Raw genomic sequence first — 16,802 nt, forward strand, 5'->3', positions numbered from 1 at the left:
TTTAGAATGTCGCCAAGCTACGGGTAAAAGATTAGTCGATATGTAACAAAAGTGTTACATTTTGACAACTAATTCTGTGTTTATTTTGTATAGCCGCCATAATATTTGCCTTATAACAGATCGCCTGAGATGTACAGTATTAATACTTTTCAAATCCTCTAAAGGTTCGACATTTCGCGCGTCTTCAACCTTATTAATCTAAAAAGCCTTAGATTGAGCATTTAGTTTTCTATAGATCCATCTACGGCATATTTGAGGCTCTTCACTATAAAAAATCTTTACTATGCAGCCGCGGGCATCCGTTTTGGCTAATTTAATCGTGAAACTTAAAATCAGCCATCAATTTTTCGATATGCTCACCTTTGCCTATTTTAGGGCGTATGCATGCAAAACATAAAACAATTATGAAATTGAATAAACTCGCCATTATCGGGGGCGGGCCATCGGGTTTAGCGGCGCTAAAATGGGCGTTATACGATGGATTCGATGTTACGCTTTTTGAGCAGGGAAAGGAAACAGGCGGACAGTGGACACAGGCCCCCGGGCTAAGCGGCGTGTGGGATAGCCTGCATACCAACTCCAGCAAATACCTTACGGCCTTCTCGGATATGCCTTTCCCGGAAGATACCGAGCTCTACCCATCACATGCGGTGGTAAAGCAGTACCTCGATGATTACCGGGAAAATTTCGGCCTGTTGCCCTGCATTAAACTCAACACTACTGTAAACCAGCTTGAATGCCTTGCCGGCAAAGGGTATAAGCTTACTTACACCCCCAAACAAAACGGGCCCCGGTCAGAAATATTCGACCGGGTAATTGTGGCTTCGGGCCGTTTCAATAAACCGCATATACCGCAGGCGGCCGGGCTTGATAAATTTACCGGGCGGGTATCGCATGCCTTCAACTACCGCAGCAATGCCGACTTCGGCGGCAGGCGTGTGCTGGTAGTAGGCAACCGGGTAACAGGCTCCGACCTGGCGGCCGATCTGTCGTTAAATGAATCGGTAACGGTAATATCTTCGTGCCGGAAGCCCAAATATGTGGTAACCAAATTGATAAACGGCGAACCGGGAGACCATCAGCTATATACGCGCTTCAGAAGTTTAGCGGCAAATGCATTCCCTCCCGGTGCAGGCGCCCAAAGGCTTAAAGAGTTTATCATTAAATCGTGCGGCAATCCCGCAGATTTTGATGGCCTTAAACCAGCCGAAAATATCCTGGAAGCCGGCGTAACCGTATCTGACGGGTACCTGGCGCAGGTACAAAAAAAACGCATTACGCAAAAGCTGAATGTGGACCATTTTAATGCACGCAGTGTAGTATTTGCCGATGGAACGGAAGAAGAGATAGATGATGTAATTTTTGCTACAGGCTATGAGCTGAACCTTCCTTTTCTGAGCTCCGAAATATACCAGGCTATCAACACCGGCGATCAGCACCTCGATCTGTATAAATATACTTTCCACCCCTCATTCCCTAACCTTGCTTTTATAGGCCAGTATTTACAATCAGGCTCGTTCTTTCCCTCGCTCGAATTGCAGGCGCGGTGGATCACGGGCACCTGGAGTAACCATATCCCGGCAGCAAGTGCGGCTGAGATGCTTGATTGGATAGCTGGTTTCAAGACGATAAAAGACCGGGGAATGCCCGGCCTGCATGAAATGGCTGGCCTGGTGGCAAATGCCGCCGGTTTTGAACCCGACCTTAATGCCTTCCCCGACCTTGCAGGCTCGCTCCTTTTTGGCCCGCTGCTGCCATTGCAATTCAGGTTGCAGGGCCACGGCAGCATGCCTGGTGCCAAAGCGGTTTATTTGAAAAACAACGCCGGTAAAGTTAACAGCATCAGCGATTTGAGTGATGAGCAATTAAACCAGCTGAAAGCCGTAGCCGGTGTTTTAAAAGAAAACACGGGACTGCAGCAGCTTATTGAAAATATTTAATGGCGGTATTTTTTCATGCGCTGCATGCTTTTAATACCTTTGCCCCCATGACCCCACAGGAACTAATAACCTATTTCGAAACCGCCACATTACCCGAAACCCTTCGCCTCGACCGCGCCTCCACCCAACTGGATGTAGCGGAAGCCGTAAAGCGGAACATTGAAACCATGTTATTGAACAGCGATGGCGGCAGGGCAATGCACCGCCTCACCCGAATAAAGAACGCGCTGGAAACTCCCTATAGCGGCCAGCCGATCCCCAAATTATAATTTTCAACCAAAATGCCGGAAACAAAAAAAGCGTTCTTACGAACGCTTCAATCCCATTGGTAGATGGTTTTAATAATATTTTTTGATACTAAGCTCCAATCAGCTGCAGGAATGCAGCTTGCCGCACATTTGCATCTTCAATTTTCCTGATATCTTTTCTAAGGATCGCTCTCAATTGCTGATCGATTGATTTTAGTAAGTCGGTGGTTTTAGTTGATTTCGCTTTCATAGTTTAAATGTTTTGCTGAACTATACATAGTAAATATAGTGCCAATTCTAAAATGAGCACATCCATCGGCCAAACGGGGTTCGGTATGTATATTTTAGTATACAAGACGTACTAAGCGAAAAAAAATTGCTGGTAATGCTATTAAAAAAATGAGTTAAGCGGGGCGATTTTACTTACCTAACAAAAAACGCTCAACTATATTGATATAGGTTTGTGGTTCCTCAAACGTTGGTGCATGCCCGGAATATTCCATCTCAACAAATGTCGCATCTTTAATTAGCGAGGCCACTTCCTTTCCGTCGGCCGGTGGGTTCAGCCCGTCATATTTTCCACTAATTACCAGCGTTTTTGCTGTTATTTTTGAGAGCAGGTTTCTGAAATCGAAAGCACCTATAGCTTTGTTGGCAGCGGCGAACTGTTCGGGGCTTAGTGTGGTCTCAAATATCTCCAAATGATTTTTCATCAGCTCAGGATCATACACCATATATTTCAAAAGCTTCAAAATGGTTGCGTGCATATCCAGGCCTTCAATCTCTTTTTCGTTTTCTTTGAATAAGCGCTGAATAGACGAGGTGAGTCCGTTTGATTTGGTAACTGTTAATATCAGCTTATCGATACGTCCCGGGGTGGTAATGGCAACCAGTTGGGCAATATAACTACCCATGGAGACGCCCAGCAAATGCGCTTTTTCGAGTCCGAAATGATCCATGATTCCCAAAACATCGTTCACATGGTCTTCTATGGTATACTCTAACGGTTTGTCTGATTGCCCGTGACCACGACAATCAAACGCAATAGTTTTAAAGGTTTTCGACAGCGGCCCAATTACATTTCTTAAATGTGCCTGGTGGTTTCCACCCACGCCATGTATTAATATAATTGGGAACCCAGCCCCTTTAACTTCAACAAAAAGCTGAATACCATTAATTTTTATAAGTCCCATGCTGATCTTTTGAGGTGCAAAGGTAAAGAAGGTATCAGGATGCTAAAAGTATCTGCTGGTCTAAAATTTTCTCAATAGCATATCCCACCGTGCCCATTATAGCTGCATCCTGCCCGAGTTTTGATAAAACAACATCAACCTTTTCCCGCATCTGCGTCATGCAATACGTGTTAATTGATTGTTGGATCGGGATAGTTATATATTGCTTTGCTTCAGCCATTTTTCCACCCAGTATAATCAGCTCCGGGTTAAATAGTTGAATCAGGATAGCTATACCCCGGCCCAGTTTTATGCCGATATCAGCCAATATACTAATGGCATACTGATCGCCGCGGTTTGCCGCATCAATAACCAATTGCGGTTCTATTTTGTCTATTTCCTGGTCCGATAGTTTATCCAAAATTGAGTTCTGGCCAGATTTTATACCCTCCTTGGCCATTTTTGCCAGTGCAATGCCCGAGGCCACCGTTTCCAGGCATCCGCGTTTGCCGCAATAACATAAGGCGCCATCTTCAACAAAAGGGATATGCCCAAATTCGCCTGAAAAGCCTGAGGTTCCGTTTTGCAATTTTCCGCCCATAATTACACCTAAACCAACACCCCAGTCCATTAACAGCACCAACACATCCTTTTTATTATTAGCCAGCCCAAAACGCGACTCTGCAAGCGTTGCGCTCTTAACATCATTTTGAATGAAAACCGGTTTATTGAACTTTTCTTCTAAGGTATCTTTCAGGCTTTTAGATTCTTTTCCCGAAAATAGGTAGGTATAATTCTCGCCCAGCGCTGTATCAACCAGGCCCGGCATGTCGACCCCTATCCCGATCAATTTAGACTGATCGATCTTCGAGGCCTTCATCAGATCCTGCGCAATATTATAAAGCTGGTTTACGGCAGTTACCTCTTGTGTTATTGGGAATGTAAAGCTTTGTACACCGGTAATATTGTTATTGTTATTATCGAAAATGGCCATCTTGATCTTAAATCGTTCCATATCGATACAAAGGATATAGAATGAATTATCCTTTAGCGCATACAGATCAGGCTTTCTTCCGCCAACAGATTCACCTCTTCCTTTTCTTTCTATTAAATCCTCCTCAATAAGTTCGTTTATCAGCGTTATTGAAGTGGGTAAGCTTAAATTCAGAAAATTACTCAAACTGGCGTTCGATTGTGGGCCCTCGGCATGTATATATTTTAAAAACTTAACCTTTTGCAAATATTTTTTCCGCTCAATATTACTCAGCTCGTCTAAATAAGTTTTATCTACGAGTATCGACTTAAGGGGGCTTGAATTCATAGTATGCATGTGCAATTTAGTAGTACTACCGGTTATTTTAAAAGTACTTTTATAAAAATTTTAGTAAAGTTAAATATATTTATATAAATAATTACATTTTAATAATTTGTTTTGATTATTTTTTATATAATTGATTTTTATTTTCTTAAAAAATGCATTTAAGAAAATTTTACCAACTAAAACTAAATTAAACCAAACATGAAAAATCAATTTAAGTTAACGGTAGCGTTAGCGGTGGTTATTGCTTCCCTGGCATTTACTGTCTCTAAAACCAAAACCCCTGCATCGAACAAAAAAAGCGGCTGGATAAGTCTTTTCGATGGCAAAACCTTAAATGGCTGGCATGGCTACAATAAAACAACACCCGTTAAAAACTGGGATATTGAAGATGGCGCCCTGGTATGCCTGGGTGCCGCAAAAGATGCATCGGGAGGTGATATAGTTACTGATAAGAAGTTTGCTAATTTTGAATTGAAATGGGAGTGGAAAGTGAGCAAGGGCAGCAATAGCGGTGTAATGTATCATGTGCAGGAAGGTGCGAAATATCATGCTCCGTACGAAACAGGCCCCGAATACCAGGTTATAGATGATGTTAATTTTCCGCAGAAGCTGGAAGAATGGCAACAAGCAGGCGCCGACTATGCCATGCATGTTGCAAACAGCAATAAAAAGCTAAAGCCGGTAGGTGAGTGGAACACCAGCAGCATCATTTTTAACAACGGCCATGTGGAACATTGGTTGAACGGCAAAAAGATAGTTGAGTTTGAGGCCTGGACCGACGACTGGAACAAAAAGCGTACTGAAGGTAAATGGAAGGATTACCCGGATTATGGTAAAGCCAAAACCGGCGAGATTGCTTTGCAGGATCATGGTGATAAAGCTTTTTACAGGCACATCATGATCAGGGAGTTGTAATCCTGTTAAGTCTGTGAAATAAAAATGATATATTTTTTATAAAACCATTACTTACCCATTAATAACCATGAAAGAACCAATAATAAATACCCGGCGCGATTTCATAAAAAAGTCGGCTATCGCGGCGGCAGCATTTACTATAGTGCCGCGCTTTGTTTTGGGCAAAGGTTATCTTGCTCCAAGCGATCACCTGACTAAAGGCATCATCGGCGTTGGCGGCATGGGCCGCAACCATATCCCTTACGGCGGCACTAAAGTGGTTGCCATTTGCGATGTCGACAAAAACCACTTGCAGGAAGTTGCCGGCATGCTGAATAACGGCGCTAAAACAATGAGCGATTACCGCGAGCTTATTCAAATGCCGGAAGTTGATATTGTACACGTTGCTACCCCGCCGCACTGGCATGGCATTATAGCCGCCGATGCAGCAAGGGCAGGAAAGGATATTTGGTGCGAGAAGCCAATGACACATACCATAGGCGAAGGAAAGCGCCTGATGGAAGCAGTGCAGCAGCATGGCCGCATTTTCAGGCTGAACACATGGTTTCGTTTTGAAGATAATTTTTACGGCATGGGAACTACCGTAAAGCCTATAAAAAAATTGGTAGAAAGCGGAATGCTGGGCTGGCCATTGACGGTAACCGTTGGTCGCCATACCGGTTTCGACTGGAAGTTTTACTGGGTTGGCAAAACCAATTTGCCCGCAATGCCCGTTCCTCCCGAACTGGATTATGAAACATGGCTGGGCCCTGCGCCTTATAAGCCTTACCACCCGCACCGCGTGCACCAGACATTTAGAGGTTATTGGGATTATGATGGCGGTGGCCTGAGCGATATGGGGCAGCATTATTTAGATCCCGTTCAATACTTTTTAGGGAAGGATAATACCAGCCCGATAAGTGTTGAAATAGATGCCCCGCAGCAAAATATGGATGCCGTAGGCACCTGGAGGAAAATAACCTACACTTATGCTGATGGCTGTAAAATTATATTGGATGGTGAAGGAACAGTTGATAACGTGCCATACATAGAAGGACCCAAAGGAAAGCTATATCCCGGGTTTAAATCTGACATCCCTGACCTGGAGCGGAAACTGTCTGAATTTCCCGACCCCGAGCCACAGGTTACCGATTTTATTGATGCGGTAAAGACCCGGAAAAAATTTGCATTGAATGAGGAAAACGGTTACCGCTCATGCACCATCATTAATATGGGGCTGGTAGCGCTGCGTTTAGGTCGTTCGTTAAAATTTGACCCTGTGAAGCAGGAGTTTATTGATGATGAAGGCGCAAACCGCTTGATCTTTCCACCACTTCGCGGCCCCTGGACCATTTAATGTTTAACGATTTTAAACCACAATCATGAGGAAAATATTTATCACAATAGCCTTTTTGCTGCCGTTTGTTGCTTCGGTACAGGCGCAGCAATCTATACTTGATAAGGAACCGGCAAACAATGCATCTGAATTAAATGCTAATGCTGTTGCAACTGCGCAGCTTGGAGAAGCGGGCATAGTAAATATGTTGGGCATGCTGCAGCCAACAGGGCAGGCAGATAATACCAAGATATTCGATGCCATCAGCGGCTTTTCGTTCTATGTTACGCAACCGGGTAAAGAGCTGTGGCGCGCCATGGCGGTAAAAGCCTATGGCAAAGCGCTGGCTAAATCGGCCGACAAAGAAAACCAGGCATTTATCATCAGCCAGTTACAGGTTACAGGTAAGGATGATGCTATTCTCATCCTTAAAAAATACCTGGGCGATGAACGCCTTTGCGATCCTGCTGCGCGTGCTTTGGTAAAGATCGGTTCGCCAGCGGCGAAAGGGACTTTATTGTTGGCCTTAAGAGGTTCGCAGGGCGCATGCAGGTTATCACTAGTAGAGGCCCTGGGCGATATCCGGAATGCTGACGCCGTAAAAAGTATATCAGAACTGATAGGCAAAGACAAAAAGCAGGATAAGGTGGCGCTATACGCATTGGCTAATATAGCCGACCCGGTATCGATCAACCTGATGGCTAATGCAGCCCAGAAGGCCGGGTTTACTTACGATGAAACCAACGCCACATCTGCCTACCTGTTGTACATCAAAAATTTAGCAAAAAAGAATGTGGTAGTTGCAGCCCGCCTGGCTAAGACCCTGTCGTCAAAAGCAGGCTTGGCTAACCAGGAGCAAACGCATACAGCCGCTTTGAAATTACTGGCCGACATGCAGGGAGCCAAAAGCACCCCATTGCTGATCGATGCCGCGAGGAACAATAATCCGCAATACCGGGAAGCCGCTTTAAAATTTGCGGCGCCCTACCTCAACCCAACTAATACTGCTTTATGGGCAAAAGAATTAAGCATAGCTAACGACGGGGAAAAAGCTGCCATCATTAAAATGCTGGGCGATAATAAGGCCGCTTCGGCATTGCCTGCAATATTAGCGCAATTAAACAGTAAGGATAGCGGGGTGGTGGTTGCTGCTATTACGGCAACAGGTAAAATAGGGCAGGACAGGTACCTCAGCAATTTATTGCAGGTAATGAAAACCGGCAACGCCGCAGAAATTACCGCGGTACAAAACGCGCTCCTGATTATGAAGGGAACCACTGTTGTTGCCAAAGTAGCGAACGTTTTGCCCGAGATGCCTGCCGATGTACAGGTAGCGCTTATTAACGTATTGGCTGCGCGGGGCGCTCATGATAAGATAGACGGAATAATACTATTATTAAATAGTAGCGATCCTAAAGTTCGCGCGGCGGCTTATGCATCCTTAAAGCAACTGGCAGGTGAAGATAACTTGAATCAATTATTTGTTTTACTTTCTTCGTCAACCCAGGCAAATGAAACATCAGATATATCTGCAGCCATTATTGCGGCTATCGGGCAGATGAAGGATAAGTCGGTAGAAAGCCCCGTAGTATTGGAGCAAATGAGCAAAGCTGCGGCGGATAAGAAACAGGTATACTTTAACATCCTGGCAAGCATAGGTGATAAAAGGTCGCTTGCTGCTATCTCAAAAGCTTTCGACCAGGGTGATGCTTCCACCAAACATGCGGCTATCGCGGCCCTGTCGGCATGGTCTGATGTAAGTGCCGCGCCCGAATTGTTTACGATTGCCAAAGAAACGAATGACCCTGGGGTGAAAAACCGGGCTATTATCGGCTATGTGGCTACGATCAGCAAATCCGGTTACCCGGCAGATGAGAAGGTGATTTACCTGCGCAATGCTATGCAACTGGCACAAACCGTTCCGCAGAAAAAACTCGTACTGGAAAAATTGGCAGATAATAAAACCTTCCCGGCACTGCTATATTTAAGCAAATACCTTGACGATCCGGAATTGAAGGATGATGTGGCCAACTATGTCTCAAATATCGGGCTGTCTGATAAGAATTTTTATGGCAGCGAGGTGAAGCAATGGCTTGAAAAAACGCTGCAGATAAAAAAAGGCGGCGACAGCGATTACGAAAAAGTAGCCATTCGTAAGTTTATCGCCGAGATGCCTGCAGATGCCGGCCTTGTACCATTGTTTAACAATAAAGACCTTACCGGCTGGAAAGGGTTGGTTGGCAACCCGATAGAGCGCAGCAAAATGGATACCCAGACGCTGGCAAAAGAGCAACAAAAGGCGGATGATATTATGCGCAAAGGTTGGTACGTAAAGGACAGCGTACTTAATTTTAGCGGCGAGGGCGAAAATATATGTACCACCAAACAGTACCGCAACTTTGAAATGTATGTGGATTGGAAAATAGAAAAAGAAGGTGATGCAGGTATTTACCTGCGTGGGTCGCCACAAGTGCAGATATGGGATACATCAAGGGTAAGTGTTGGTGCACAAGTGGGTTCTGGCGGATTATACAATAACCAGGCGCATCAAAGCAAACCACTCAAACTGGCTGATAATGCCATTAATGACTGGAACAACTTCCATATCATTATGAAAGGGGAGAACGTTACCGTTTACTTAAACGGTGTGCTGGTTGTTGACAATGTAGTAATGGATAATTACTGGGACCGTAAACAACCTATCTTCGCTAAAGAGCAAATAGAACTGCAGGCGCATGGAACACATGTGTATTACCGCGATATTTACATTCGTGAATTGCCTGAATAAAATAAAAAATCAATTACAAAAGAATAGTCATGCCCGAGGATAAAGAACAATCAATAACTCAAAACTCAAGGAGAGGTTTTATTAAAACAACTGCGCTTGCAGCAGCCGGATTTATGATAGTGCCCCGCCATGTACTTGGGGGCAAAGGATTTTTGGCGCCGAGCGACCGGTTGCAACTTGCCGGCATAGGGGCCGGCGGAAAAGGCGAGAGCGATATTGGCGGCATAGTGAAAGGCGGAAAGACCGATGTAGCATTTTTATGCGATGTTGACGACCGGAGCGCGGCCACATCAGTCAAAAACTTTCCCAAAGCAAAATACTATAAAGACTACCGTGAACTGCTAGACAAGGAAGCTAAGCACATTGACGCAGTAACTGTTTCGACACCCGATCATAACCACGCCATGATTGCCATGGCGGCCATGCAGTTGGGAAAGCACGTATATGTACAAAAGCCCTTAACCCACGATATTTATGAAGCGCGCATGCTCACTGAAGCGGCAAAACGCTACAAGGTGGTGACTCAAATGGGTAACCAGGGTGCTTCGGGCGATGGCGTAAGGCGATTGCAGGAATGGTATAATGCTGGTAAGATTGGCAAAGTACACACCGTATATTGCTGGACCGACCGCCCGGTTTGGCCACAGGGAATAGCATGGCCAACAGGCAAAACCGAAATTCCTAAAGAATTAAATTGGGACTTGTGGCTGGGAAGCGCCCCCGAAAAGGATTATATTGATAACCTGGTGCCCTTTAACTGGCGCGGCTGGTGGAACTTTGGCACCGGTGCTTTAGGCGATATGGGCTGCCACCTGGTTGAACCACCTTTCAGGGTGTTGGATCTGGATACGCCGATTGCTGTAGAATGTAGTGTAGGAAGTGTATATGTAGGCGAATTTAACCGCGGTTATTTTCCTGAAAGCTGTCCCCCTTCAAGTCACGTTATCCTTACTTTTGCTAAAACGGATAAAACAAAAGGCGAAGTAAAGGTACACTGGATGGACGGTGGAATAAAGCCGGAGCGCCCGGAAGAACTGGGCCCTGATGAAAGATTTGGGGATAATGGGGTGTTGTTTATCGGCACCAAAGGAAAGATGATTTGCGAAACTTATGGCAAAAACCCAAGACTTCTTCCTTTGTCGCGCAATAGTGAAGATAATACCGCCATTACTATTCCACGCGTTGTTGGGCAGGAAGACGGGCACTACACGATGTTTGCCGAAGCAGCGATGGCCGGTTATGGCAAGATTCAGCTGAGCTCTCCTTTTGAGATCGCTGGTCCGCTTACCGAAACATTGTTGATCGCCAACCTCGCAATAAGGGGTACCGATGTGCAACGCAAGGATGCAAACGGTGGTATAAGTTATCCGGGTCGGGACATGAAAATGTTGTGGGATAAAACTAACATGAACGTTACCAACTTTGACGACGTAAATCAATTTGTAAAACGCCAGTACCGCAAAGGCTGGAGTTTAGGCGTATAAAAGCAAAACATGTCTGTACAGAACAATATAAAGGTGTTGGTGGTAGGCTGCGGCAATATGGGGTCATCTCATGCTGTGGCTTACCATACTTTACCCGGCTTTGAAATATGCGGGCTGGTATCTACCGGGAAAAGCAAAGAGGTGCTTAATCAAAATTTGGGCGGCGGCTATCCGTTGTTTGATGATTTTTATGAAGCCCTTGACGCAACGAAGCCGGATGCCGTTTGTATTTCTACCTATCCGGATACACATGAGCCCTACGCTATCAAATCGTTTGAGCAAGGCTGCCATGTGTTTATAGAAAAGCCATTGGCTGATTCTGTGGAGGGAGCGATAAGGGTTGCAGCGGCTGCGGAAGAGGTAAATAAAAAGCTGTTGGTAGGGTATATTCTTAGGTATCACCCATCCTGGGAAAAGTTTACCGAACTGGCAAGAGAAATGGGTAAGCCGCTGGTGATGCGTATGAACCTGAATCAGCAGAGCCATGGTCACAAATGGACTATTCATCGCAATTTGATGAAAAGCCTGAGCCCGATCGTAGATTGTGCAGTACATTATATTGACGTGATGTGCCAGATGACGAGATCTCGTCCAATACAGGTGAGTGCCATTGGTGCAAGGCTTACAGATGATATCCCCGAGTGGAATTATAACTATGGCCATCTGCAGATCCGTTTTGAAGATGGTTCTGTGGGCTGGTATGAAGCCGGCTGGGGCCCAATGGTAAGCGACAACGCATTTTTCATCAAGGATGTATTCGGACCTAAAGGAGCGGTTTCTATTGTCGCCAAAAATGCCGCATCGGCCGGTAATTCAGACAATATCAGGGCGCATACCAAAACCGAATCAATCAAGGTGCATTACGCAGACCTCGATGCGGACGACGAGTTTACCAGGGAAAATGAGTGGATAGATTTGAAAGACGAACCCGACCACCAGGAATTGTGTAATCGTGAACAGCGCCATTTTTTAAAGGCCATATTGGAAGATATCGACCTTTCAGAACCTGCTGCCGACGCGGTAAATAGCCTGAAAATTGCCTTTGCCTGCGATGAATCGGTGAAAACGGGAAAGATGATCGACCTGTAAGATGGTGTGCCTTCCTCTGCCGCGTTATAACATTTACCGGCAATATTAACCTCACGTTATGAAACAAATTATATTAACAAGTATTGGCTGGTTGGGTGTGGTTTTATGCACCCTGGGCTATTTATTGTTAAGCTTAAAAGTAATAAAGGCCGAATCGCGGACTTTTCAGGTATTGAACATATTGGGCGGGTTGTGTTTGGTAGCTACAGCAATTGATAATAGCGATATGCCAAATGCAGTAGCCAACTTGTTATGGATGTTTATTGGGGTATTTGCCTTAGGTCGCCAGTTACGTATCCAGGGTGCTTCCAGGGCTGAATGAGTTACCTATCCCCAAAATTTCGTAAGCTTTATTCTTATAATATTCAAGGCGCTCGGCATATGCTTTTTTATCATTTTCTAACGAAAGATAAAAATATGCGCCATCTACCAGTACGAAAATTAAGTCAGCCGCTGTTTTTGGGGTTGGAACGTTTATTAAACGCTTTTCATTGCATTGCTCTATCATTGAGGCAAGTGCAAGGCGAAGGGAATCAAGTATAGCCTTATATTTTGTTTTAATTTTTTTCTCCCTGAAGGCCAAAGCATAAAAAGTATAAAACAGGCCATCGTCAAATAGCAAATTCCATTTTTTTGAAAAAAGCATTTCAATCGTTTTTTGCAAATCAGCCAGCGTAACCTCTTCCTTATTTTTAATCGTGTAGATCAACAAATATCTTTCGAGTATATAATCTATCAGCGCAAAAGTAAGATCCTCCTTTGTTTCAAAATAATGACTGACAAGGCTTGGATTAATATCCATCACTTTCGCTATTTTGGCGATAGAAGTATTCTCATAACCTTCTTTTTTAGCAACCTTGTAAAAGGTCTTTATAATTTCTAATTGTCTTATCTCTTTAAGGCTCTTTCTACCCATGCTAATAATATCTGAAACGACTAAACTACTCAAAAGTAATCTTATTTCTGAAATTTTATAAATTGATTGGTTATTCAATTAATTTACTGCTTTTTAATGATCGATATTTCATAGGCTTGCGAATTGGCAGAATAGAAATATTTAAAATCCGGATGATAGCTTATTTATATGAGCTTTTGGCCTATAAACCCCAATATCGCTTAATAATAGGGTAATAACGTAAAACTTTTATTGCTTATAAATTCTTTCTTTGTGAATTATAAATTGATTGGTTGTTCAATTAATTTATTAATTTTTCGATAACCAATTGATAACATAAGAACCAGACCTTAGCCGCGCTTTAGATAACGCGGTGAATGAAAATTAAACTGTTAAATATTAACCCAATTATGAAAAAAAACTACTATTGATCTGCTTCATGTTCTTTGCAGCAAAGGGTTTCGCTCAAAACATCACCGTTAGCGGTGTGGTTTTTGACGCCGACGCCAAAGGCCCCCTGCCATCGGTAAACATCAGGGTAAAAGGAACAACCCAGGGTACTGCCACAAATTTACAGGGCAGCTATTCCCTTGTTAATGTAAACCCAAATGCCACGCTTGTTTTTTCCTTTATGGGGTTTAAGCAGCAGGAAATCAGCCTTAACGGGCGAACCCAATTGGACGTAACACTATCGCCTGACTATGGTAACCTTAACGAGGTTGTAGTTGTGGGTTTCGGCGCCAAGAAAAAAATAAATATTGCGGGAGCCATCGATCAAATTTCGGGCAAACAGCTCGAATCGCGGCCGATAGCAAACGTAATGCAGGGTTTGCAGGGCCTTAGTCCAGGCCTTAATATTACCTACCCCGGTGGATCGCCCGGTACCGTCCCGACAATCAATATCAGGGGTTTTACTTCTATAAATGGAGGCTCGCCGTTAATTGTAATTGACGGCATCCCGGCATCGAGCAACGACGATATGTTGCGCTTAACCCCATCAGATATTTCATCTATTTCCGTATTGCGTGATGCCGCATCGGCAGCTATTTATGGGGCAAGGGCGGCATTTGGTGTAATACTTATCACAACCAAACAAGGCAGTGCAGGTCATCAGCTCATTAGTTACAATGCGTTGTCGTCGTGGGGTAAGCCTACTATTTTACCGCAGCCTGTAACCGACCCCTACATCTACTCAAAGGTGCTCGAAACATCTACAAATAATACGCCCTGGGACTACGTGAATTACAGCGATGAGCATTACAAATGGGCCAGGGAAAGATCTGACAATCCATCTATTGCTGATACCAGGCTAAATCCATCTGATCCTACGAAATGGGATTACATGGGAAGCAACAATTGGTATAAATATTTTTTTAATGATGCGAGCTTGTCACAAAACCATACGCTGACACTTTCGGGAGGCGCCAATATAAACAGCACACCTTTAACTTATTACCTGTCTGCAGATTATACCAAAGAAAATGGCCTGAATAAACTTTCAGACGATTTCTGGAACCGCTATGGCTTGAGATCGAGGTTGGGATTTTCGCCTTTAAAGTGGCTTAAAATAGATAATAACCTCAGTATTTATGAAACTAAACGGGCCCAGCCGGCAAGCAGCATAACCGATATTTATTATTTGCAACCAACCGACGTAGCCAAAAACCCGGATGGTACCTGGGCCAATACCGGGGCAGGAAGGCTTGGAGCCAGGCTGGTTGATGGCGGCAATAACCTCCAAACTATGTTTGGTTTTCAAAATATTGCCAGCGCAACAGCTACATTCTTAAATGGCGATTTAACGGTAAATGGCGATGCCTCGTTTAAAAGAGAATTGTGGAAATACCACGCCGACGCAAATTCGTATAATATTGGCTATGGGCCGAATGATGTGCGGCAGGAAGGCGGTACAGGTGGTGTAACCGAGAATAACGGCTACCTATATAATAACGCCTTCAATTTATATACCACGTATAAAAAAACCATCGGCGACCATTTTTTTAGCGCTATGGTTGGCTATAACTCCGAAGATTATAACTATTCAACTATAGGTGCCTCGAAGGACGGGCTTATATCATCTTCATTGCCTTACCTGGCACTAACCAACGGTACCTCATCGGTTAACGCAAGCTATTCGGCCTATGCCACAGCCAGCGAATTTGGCCGCCTAAACTATACCTATAAAGGACGTTACATTTTAGAGGGCACCGGCCGCTACGATGGATCATCACGTTTCCCTACAAAAAGTCGTTACGGCTTTTTTCCATCGGCATCAGCAGCGTGGATAGCGAGCGCCGAAGATTTTTTTAAGCCTTTGGCCCCTGTAGTGTCTACGTTTAAGTTGCGCACGTCATACGGCGACCTTGGCAACCAAAACGTTAGCGATTTTGGTTATATACAATCACTGCGAACAGGTGTTTCGGGTTATTTAATAGGCGGCAATAACCAAAGCCCGATTATTACAGGCGCCCCCGGGTTAACCGTCGACCCTAATACCTATACATGGGAAAGGGTATCCACATTTAACGTAGGTACTGATATCGGCCTTCTTAATGATAAATTCCTGGTTGGATTTGATTATTATATCCGCAATACCAAGGGGATGCTTACCGCTGGCCAGGAATTGCCGGGCGTACTCGGTACCGCAGTTCCAATGCAAAATGCAGCTGACTTAAGAACTAAAGGCTGGGAATTATCTGTAACCTACCAGGACAGGTTTACGCTGGCTTCTAAACCTTTCAGTTTTTCAACCAAAGTATTCCTTTCCAATTCTGATGCTGAGATCACAAGATTTAAGAACGATCAGAATCTTTTTTCGAGCTACCGGGTAGGGCAAAAAATTGGGGAGATATGGGGGCTGGAAAATAATGGCTTATTCCAGAACCAGGCCCAGATAAATGCGCTTGATGAGTCGGGCATTATACCATGGGGTGCTTTAAGTATTGTACCGGGCTGGCCCCAGTACAAAGACCTGGATGGGAACCATAAAATTGAAAAAGGTTTAAGTGCAAATGATCCAAAAGACTTAAAAGTTATTGGTAACAGCGCCGATCATTATAGTGTTGGCGCCAATATAAATATGAATTGGAATGGCATTGATCTTTCCGTATTCATGCAGGGCGTATTAAAAAGAGATTTTTACCCGCACCATTATTTGTTTTGGGGACCATATCAGCAGCCCTATGCCAACGTATATCCATGGAACCTTAATTACTACCGCGCCACACCCGAGACGGCTGCGCAAAGAGCCCAGGATTCGAAATCTTATTTGGCAGCAGGCCTTGCCGATGCCAATACAAACTCTTACTACCCTGTACTGCAAGCATGGCTGGCCGATGCCAATTATGGCGCCGGATTGGATATCCCGCAAACAAAGTACCTGTTAAACGGCGCTTATTTACGAATTAAAAATGTTTCATTGGGTTATACCTTACCCGCCCATTTAACAAAAAGAGCAGGTATAAGCCGCCTTCGCATTTTTGTAACCGGCGATAACCTTTACGAGTTCTCGGCTATAAAGAAATATATCGATCCTGAGGCTGTAAACCAAGGGTCAAGCGCATGGGCGTATCCATTCCAGCGAAAATATGCAATCGGCTTAAACTTAGATCTTTAATTTTTAAATGATTTAATAA

13 protein-coding genes are annotated in these 16,802 nt (G+C 44.3%); 9 read left to right on the forward strand and 4 right to left on the reverse strand.

Features of this window, described 5'->3' with window-relative positions:
- The first annotated feature begins 404 nt into the window (after positions 1–404).
- The gene (locus Q0R52_RS18345; protein ID WP_295796842.1) at positions 405–1,940 is read left to right on the forward strand and encodes an NAD(P)-binding domain-containing protein; all 1,536 of its coding nucleotides are present in this window, start codon (positions 405–407) and stop codon (positions 1,938–1,940) included.
- The gene (locus Q0R52_RS18350) at positions 1,940–2,209 is read left to right on the forward strand and encodes a hypothetical protein (RefSeq protein WP_295796843.1); all 270 of its coding nucleotides are present in this window, start codon (positions 1,940–1,942) and stop codon (positions 2,207–2,209) included. The genes Q0R52_RS18345 and Q0R52_RS18350 overlap by 1 nt, the downstream gene beginning before the upstream one ends.
- Positions 2,210–2,297: 88 nt before the next feature.
- Here Q0R52_RS18350 and Q0R52_RS18355 read toward each other — a convergent pair whose 3' ends face one another.
- From Q0R52_RS18355 to Q0R52_RS18365, 3 genes are all read right to left on the reverse strand, one after another.
- Entirely contained in the window at positions 2,298–2,438 is a 141-nt protein-coding gene (locus Q0R52_RS18355) for a hypothetical protein (protein WP_252791293.1), read from the reverse strand.
- Positions 2,439–2,607: 169 nt separating this feature from the next.
- Entirely contained in the window at positions 2,608–3,381 is a 774-nt protein-coding gene (locus Q0R52_RS18360; protein WP_295796846.1) for an alpha/beta hydrolase, read from the reverse strand.
- A gap of 34 nt (positions 3,382–3,415) precedes the next feature.
- On the reverse strand, positions 3,416–4,681 hold the full coding sequence (locus tag Q0R52_RS18365; RefSeq protein WP_295796847.1) for an ROK family protein: 1,266 nt from the start codon (positions 4,679–4,681) through the stop codon (positions 3,416–3,418).
- 198 nt (positions 4,682–4,879) lie between these two features.
- Between Q0R52_RS18365 and Q0R52_RS18370 the strand changes: the two genes are divergently transcribed.
- From Q0R52_RS18370 to Q0R52_RS18395, 6 genes are all read left to right on the forward strand, one after another.
- The gene (locus Q0R52_RS18370) at positions 4,880–5,596 is read left to right on the forward strand and encodes a DUF1080 domain-containing protein (RefSeq protein WP_295796848.1); all 717 of its coding nucleotides are present in this window, start codon (positions 4,880–4,882) and stop codon (positions 5,594–5,596) included.
- A gap of 67 nt (positions 5,597–5,663) precedes the next feature.
- Positions 5,664–6,932 carry a Gfo/Idh/MocA family oxidoreductase gene (locus tag Q0R52_RS18375; RefSeq protein WP_295796849.1) on the forward strand — a complete coding sequence of 423 codons (1,269 nt, stop codon included), beginning with the start codon at positions 5,664–5,666 and terminating at the stop codon, positions 6,930–6,932.
- A 25-nt stretch (positions 6,933–6,957) separates the two neighbouring features.
- Complete coding sequence (locus tag Q0R52_RS18380; protein WP_295796850.1) at positions 6,958–9,699, forward strand: family 16 glycoside hydrolase; 2,742 nt, start codon at positions 6,958–6,960, stop codon at positions 9,697–9,699.
- A 29-nt stretch (positions 9,700–9,728) separates the two neighbouring features.
- Entirely contained in the window at positions 9,729–11,183 is a 1,455-nt protein-coding gene (locus tag Q0R52_RS18385; protein WP_295796852.1) for a Gfo/Idh/MocA family oxidoreductase, read from the forward strand.
- Positions 11,184–11,192: 9 nt separating this feature from the next.
- Positions 11,193–12,272 carry a Gfo/Idh/MocA family oxidoreductase gene (locus Q0R52_RS18390; RefSeq protein WP_295796854.1) on the forward strand — a complete coding sequence of 360 codons (1,080 nt, stop codon included), beginning with the start codon at positions 11,193–11,195 and terminating at the stop codon, positions 12,270–12,272.
- Between the two features lie 58 nt (positions 12,273–12,330).
- Positions 12,331–12,594 (forward strand): hypothetical protein, encoded by a 264-nt coding sequence (locus Q0R52_RS18395; RefSeq protein ID WP_295796855.1) that lies wholly within the window; start codon positions 12,331–12,333, stop codon positions 12,592–12,594.
- Here the strand turns inward: Q0R52_RS18395 and Q0R52_RS18400 are convergent.
- Positions 12,562–13,266 carry a TetR family transcriptional regulator gene (locus tag Q0R52_RS18400; RefSeq protein ID WP_295796857.1) on the reverse strand — a complete coding sequence of 235 codons (705 nt, stop codon included), beginning with the start codon at positions 13,264–13,266 and terminating at the stop codon, positions 12,562–12,564. The two genes, Q0R52_RS18395 and Q0R52_RS18400, sit on opposite strands and share 33 nt — an antisense overlap.
- A gap of 340 nt (positions 13,267–13,606) precedes the next feature.
- Here Q0R52_RS18400 and Q0R52_RS18405 point away from each other — a divergent pair, with 340 nt between their 5' ends.
- Positions 13,607–16,783, forward strand: a complete 3,177-nt coding sequence (locus Q0R52_RS18405; protein ID WP_295796858.1) for a TonB-dependent receptor — start codon at positions 13,607–13,609, stop codon at positions 16,781–16,783.
- Positions 16,784–16,802: the final 19 nt, after the last annotated feature.

This window comes from Mucilaginibacter sp., from assembly GCF_025359345.1.
Classification (GTDB): domain Bacteria; phylum Bacteroidota; class Bacteroidia; order Sphingobacteriales; family Sphingobacteriaceae; genus Mucilaginibacter.

Excerpts from the sequence above, each read along its gene's own strand:
- Q0R52_RS18345 (WP_295796842.1), top strand. The coding sequence starts at position 405 with ATGAAATTGAATAAACTCGCCATTATCGGGGGCGGGCCATCGGGTTTA.
- Q0R52_RS18350 (WP_295796843.1), top strand. The coding sequence starts at position 1,940 with ATGGCGGTATTTTTTCATGCGCTGCATGCTTTTAATACCTTTGCCCCC.
- Q0R52_RS18355 (WP_252791293.1), bottom strand. The coding sequence starts at position 2,438 with ATGAAAGCGAAATCAACTAAAACCACCGACTTACTAAAATCAATCGAT.
- Q0R52_RS18360 (WP_295796846.1), bottom strand. The coding sequence starts at position 3,381 with ATGGGACTTATAAAAATTAATGGTATTCAGCTTTTTGTTGAAGTTAAA.
- Q0R52_RS18365 (WP_295796847.1), bottom strand. The coding sequence starts at position 4,681 with ATGAATTCAAGCCCCCTTAAGTCGATACTCGTAGATAAAACTTATTTA.
- Q0R52_RS18370 (WP_295796848.1), top strand. The coding sequence starts at position 4,880 with ATGAAAAATCAATTTAAGTTAACGGTAGCGTTAGCGGTGGTTATTGCT.
- Q0R52_RS18375 (WP_295796849.1), top strand. The coding sequence starts at position 5,664 with ATGAAAGAACCAATAATAAATACCCGGCGCGATTTCATAAAAAAGTCG.
- Q0R52_RS18380 (WP_295796850.1), top strand. The coding sequence starts at position 6,958 with ATGAGGAAAATATTTATCACAATAGCCTTTTTGCTGCCGTTTGTTGCT.
- Q0R52_RS18385 (WP_295796852.1), top strand. The coding sequence starts at position 9,729 with ATGCCCGAGGATAAAGAACAATCAATAACTCAAAACTCAAGGAGAGGT.
- Q0R52_RS18390 (WP_295796854.1), top strand. The coding sequence starts at position 11,193 with ATGTCTGTACAGAACAATATAAAGGTGTTGGTGGTAGGCTGCGGCAAT.
- Q0R52_RS18395 (WP_295796855.1), top strand. The coding sequence starts at position 12,331 with ATGAAACAAATTATATTAACAAGTATTGGCTGGTTGGGTGTGGTTTTA.
- Q0R52_RS18405 (WP_295796858.1), top strand. The coding sequence starts at position 13,607 with ATGTTCTTTGCAGCAAAGGGTTTCGCTCAAAACATCACCGTTAGCGGT.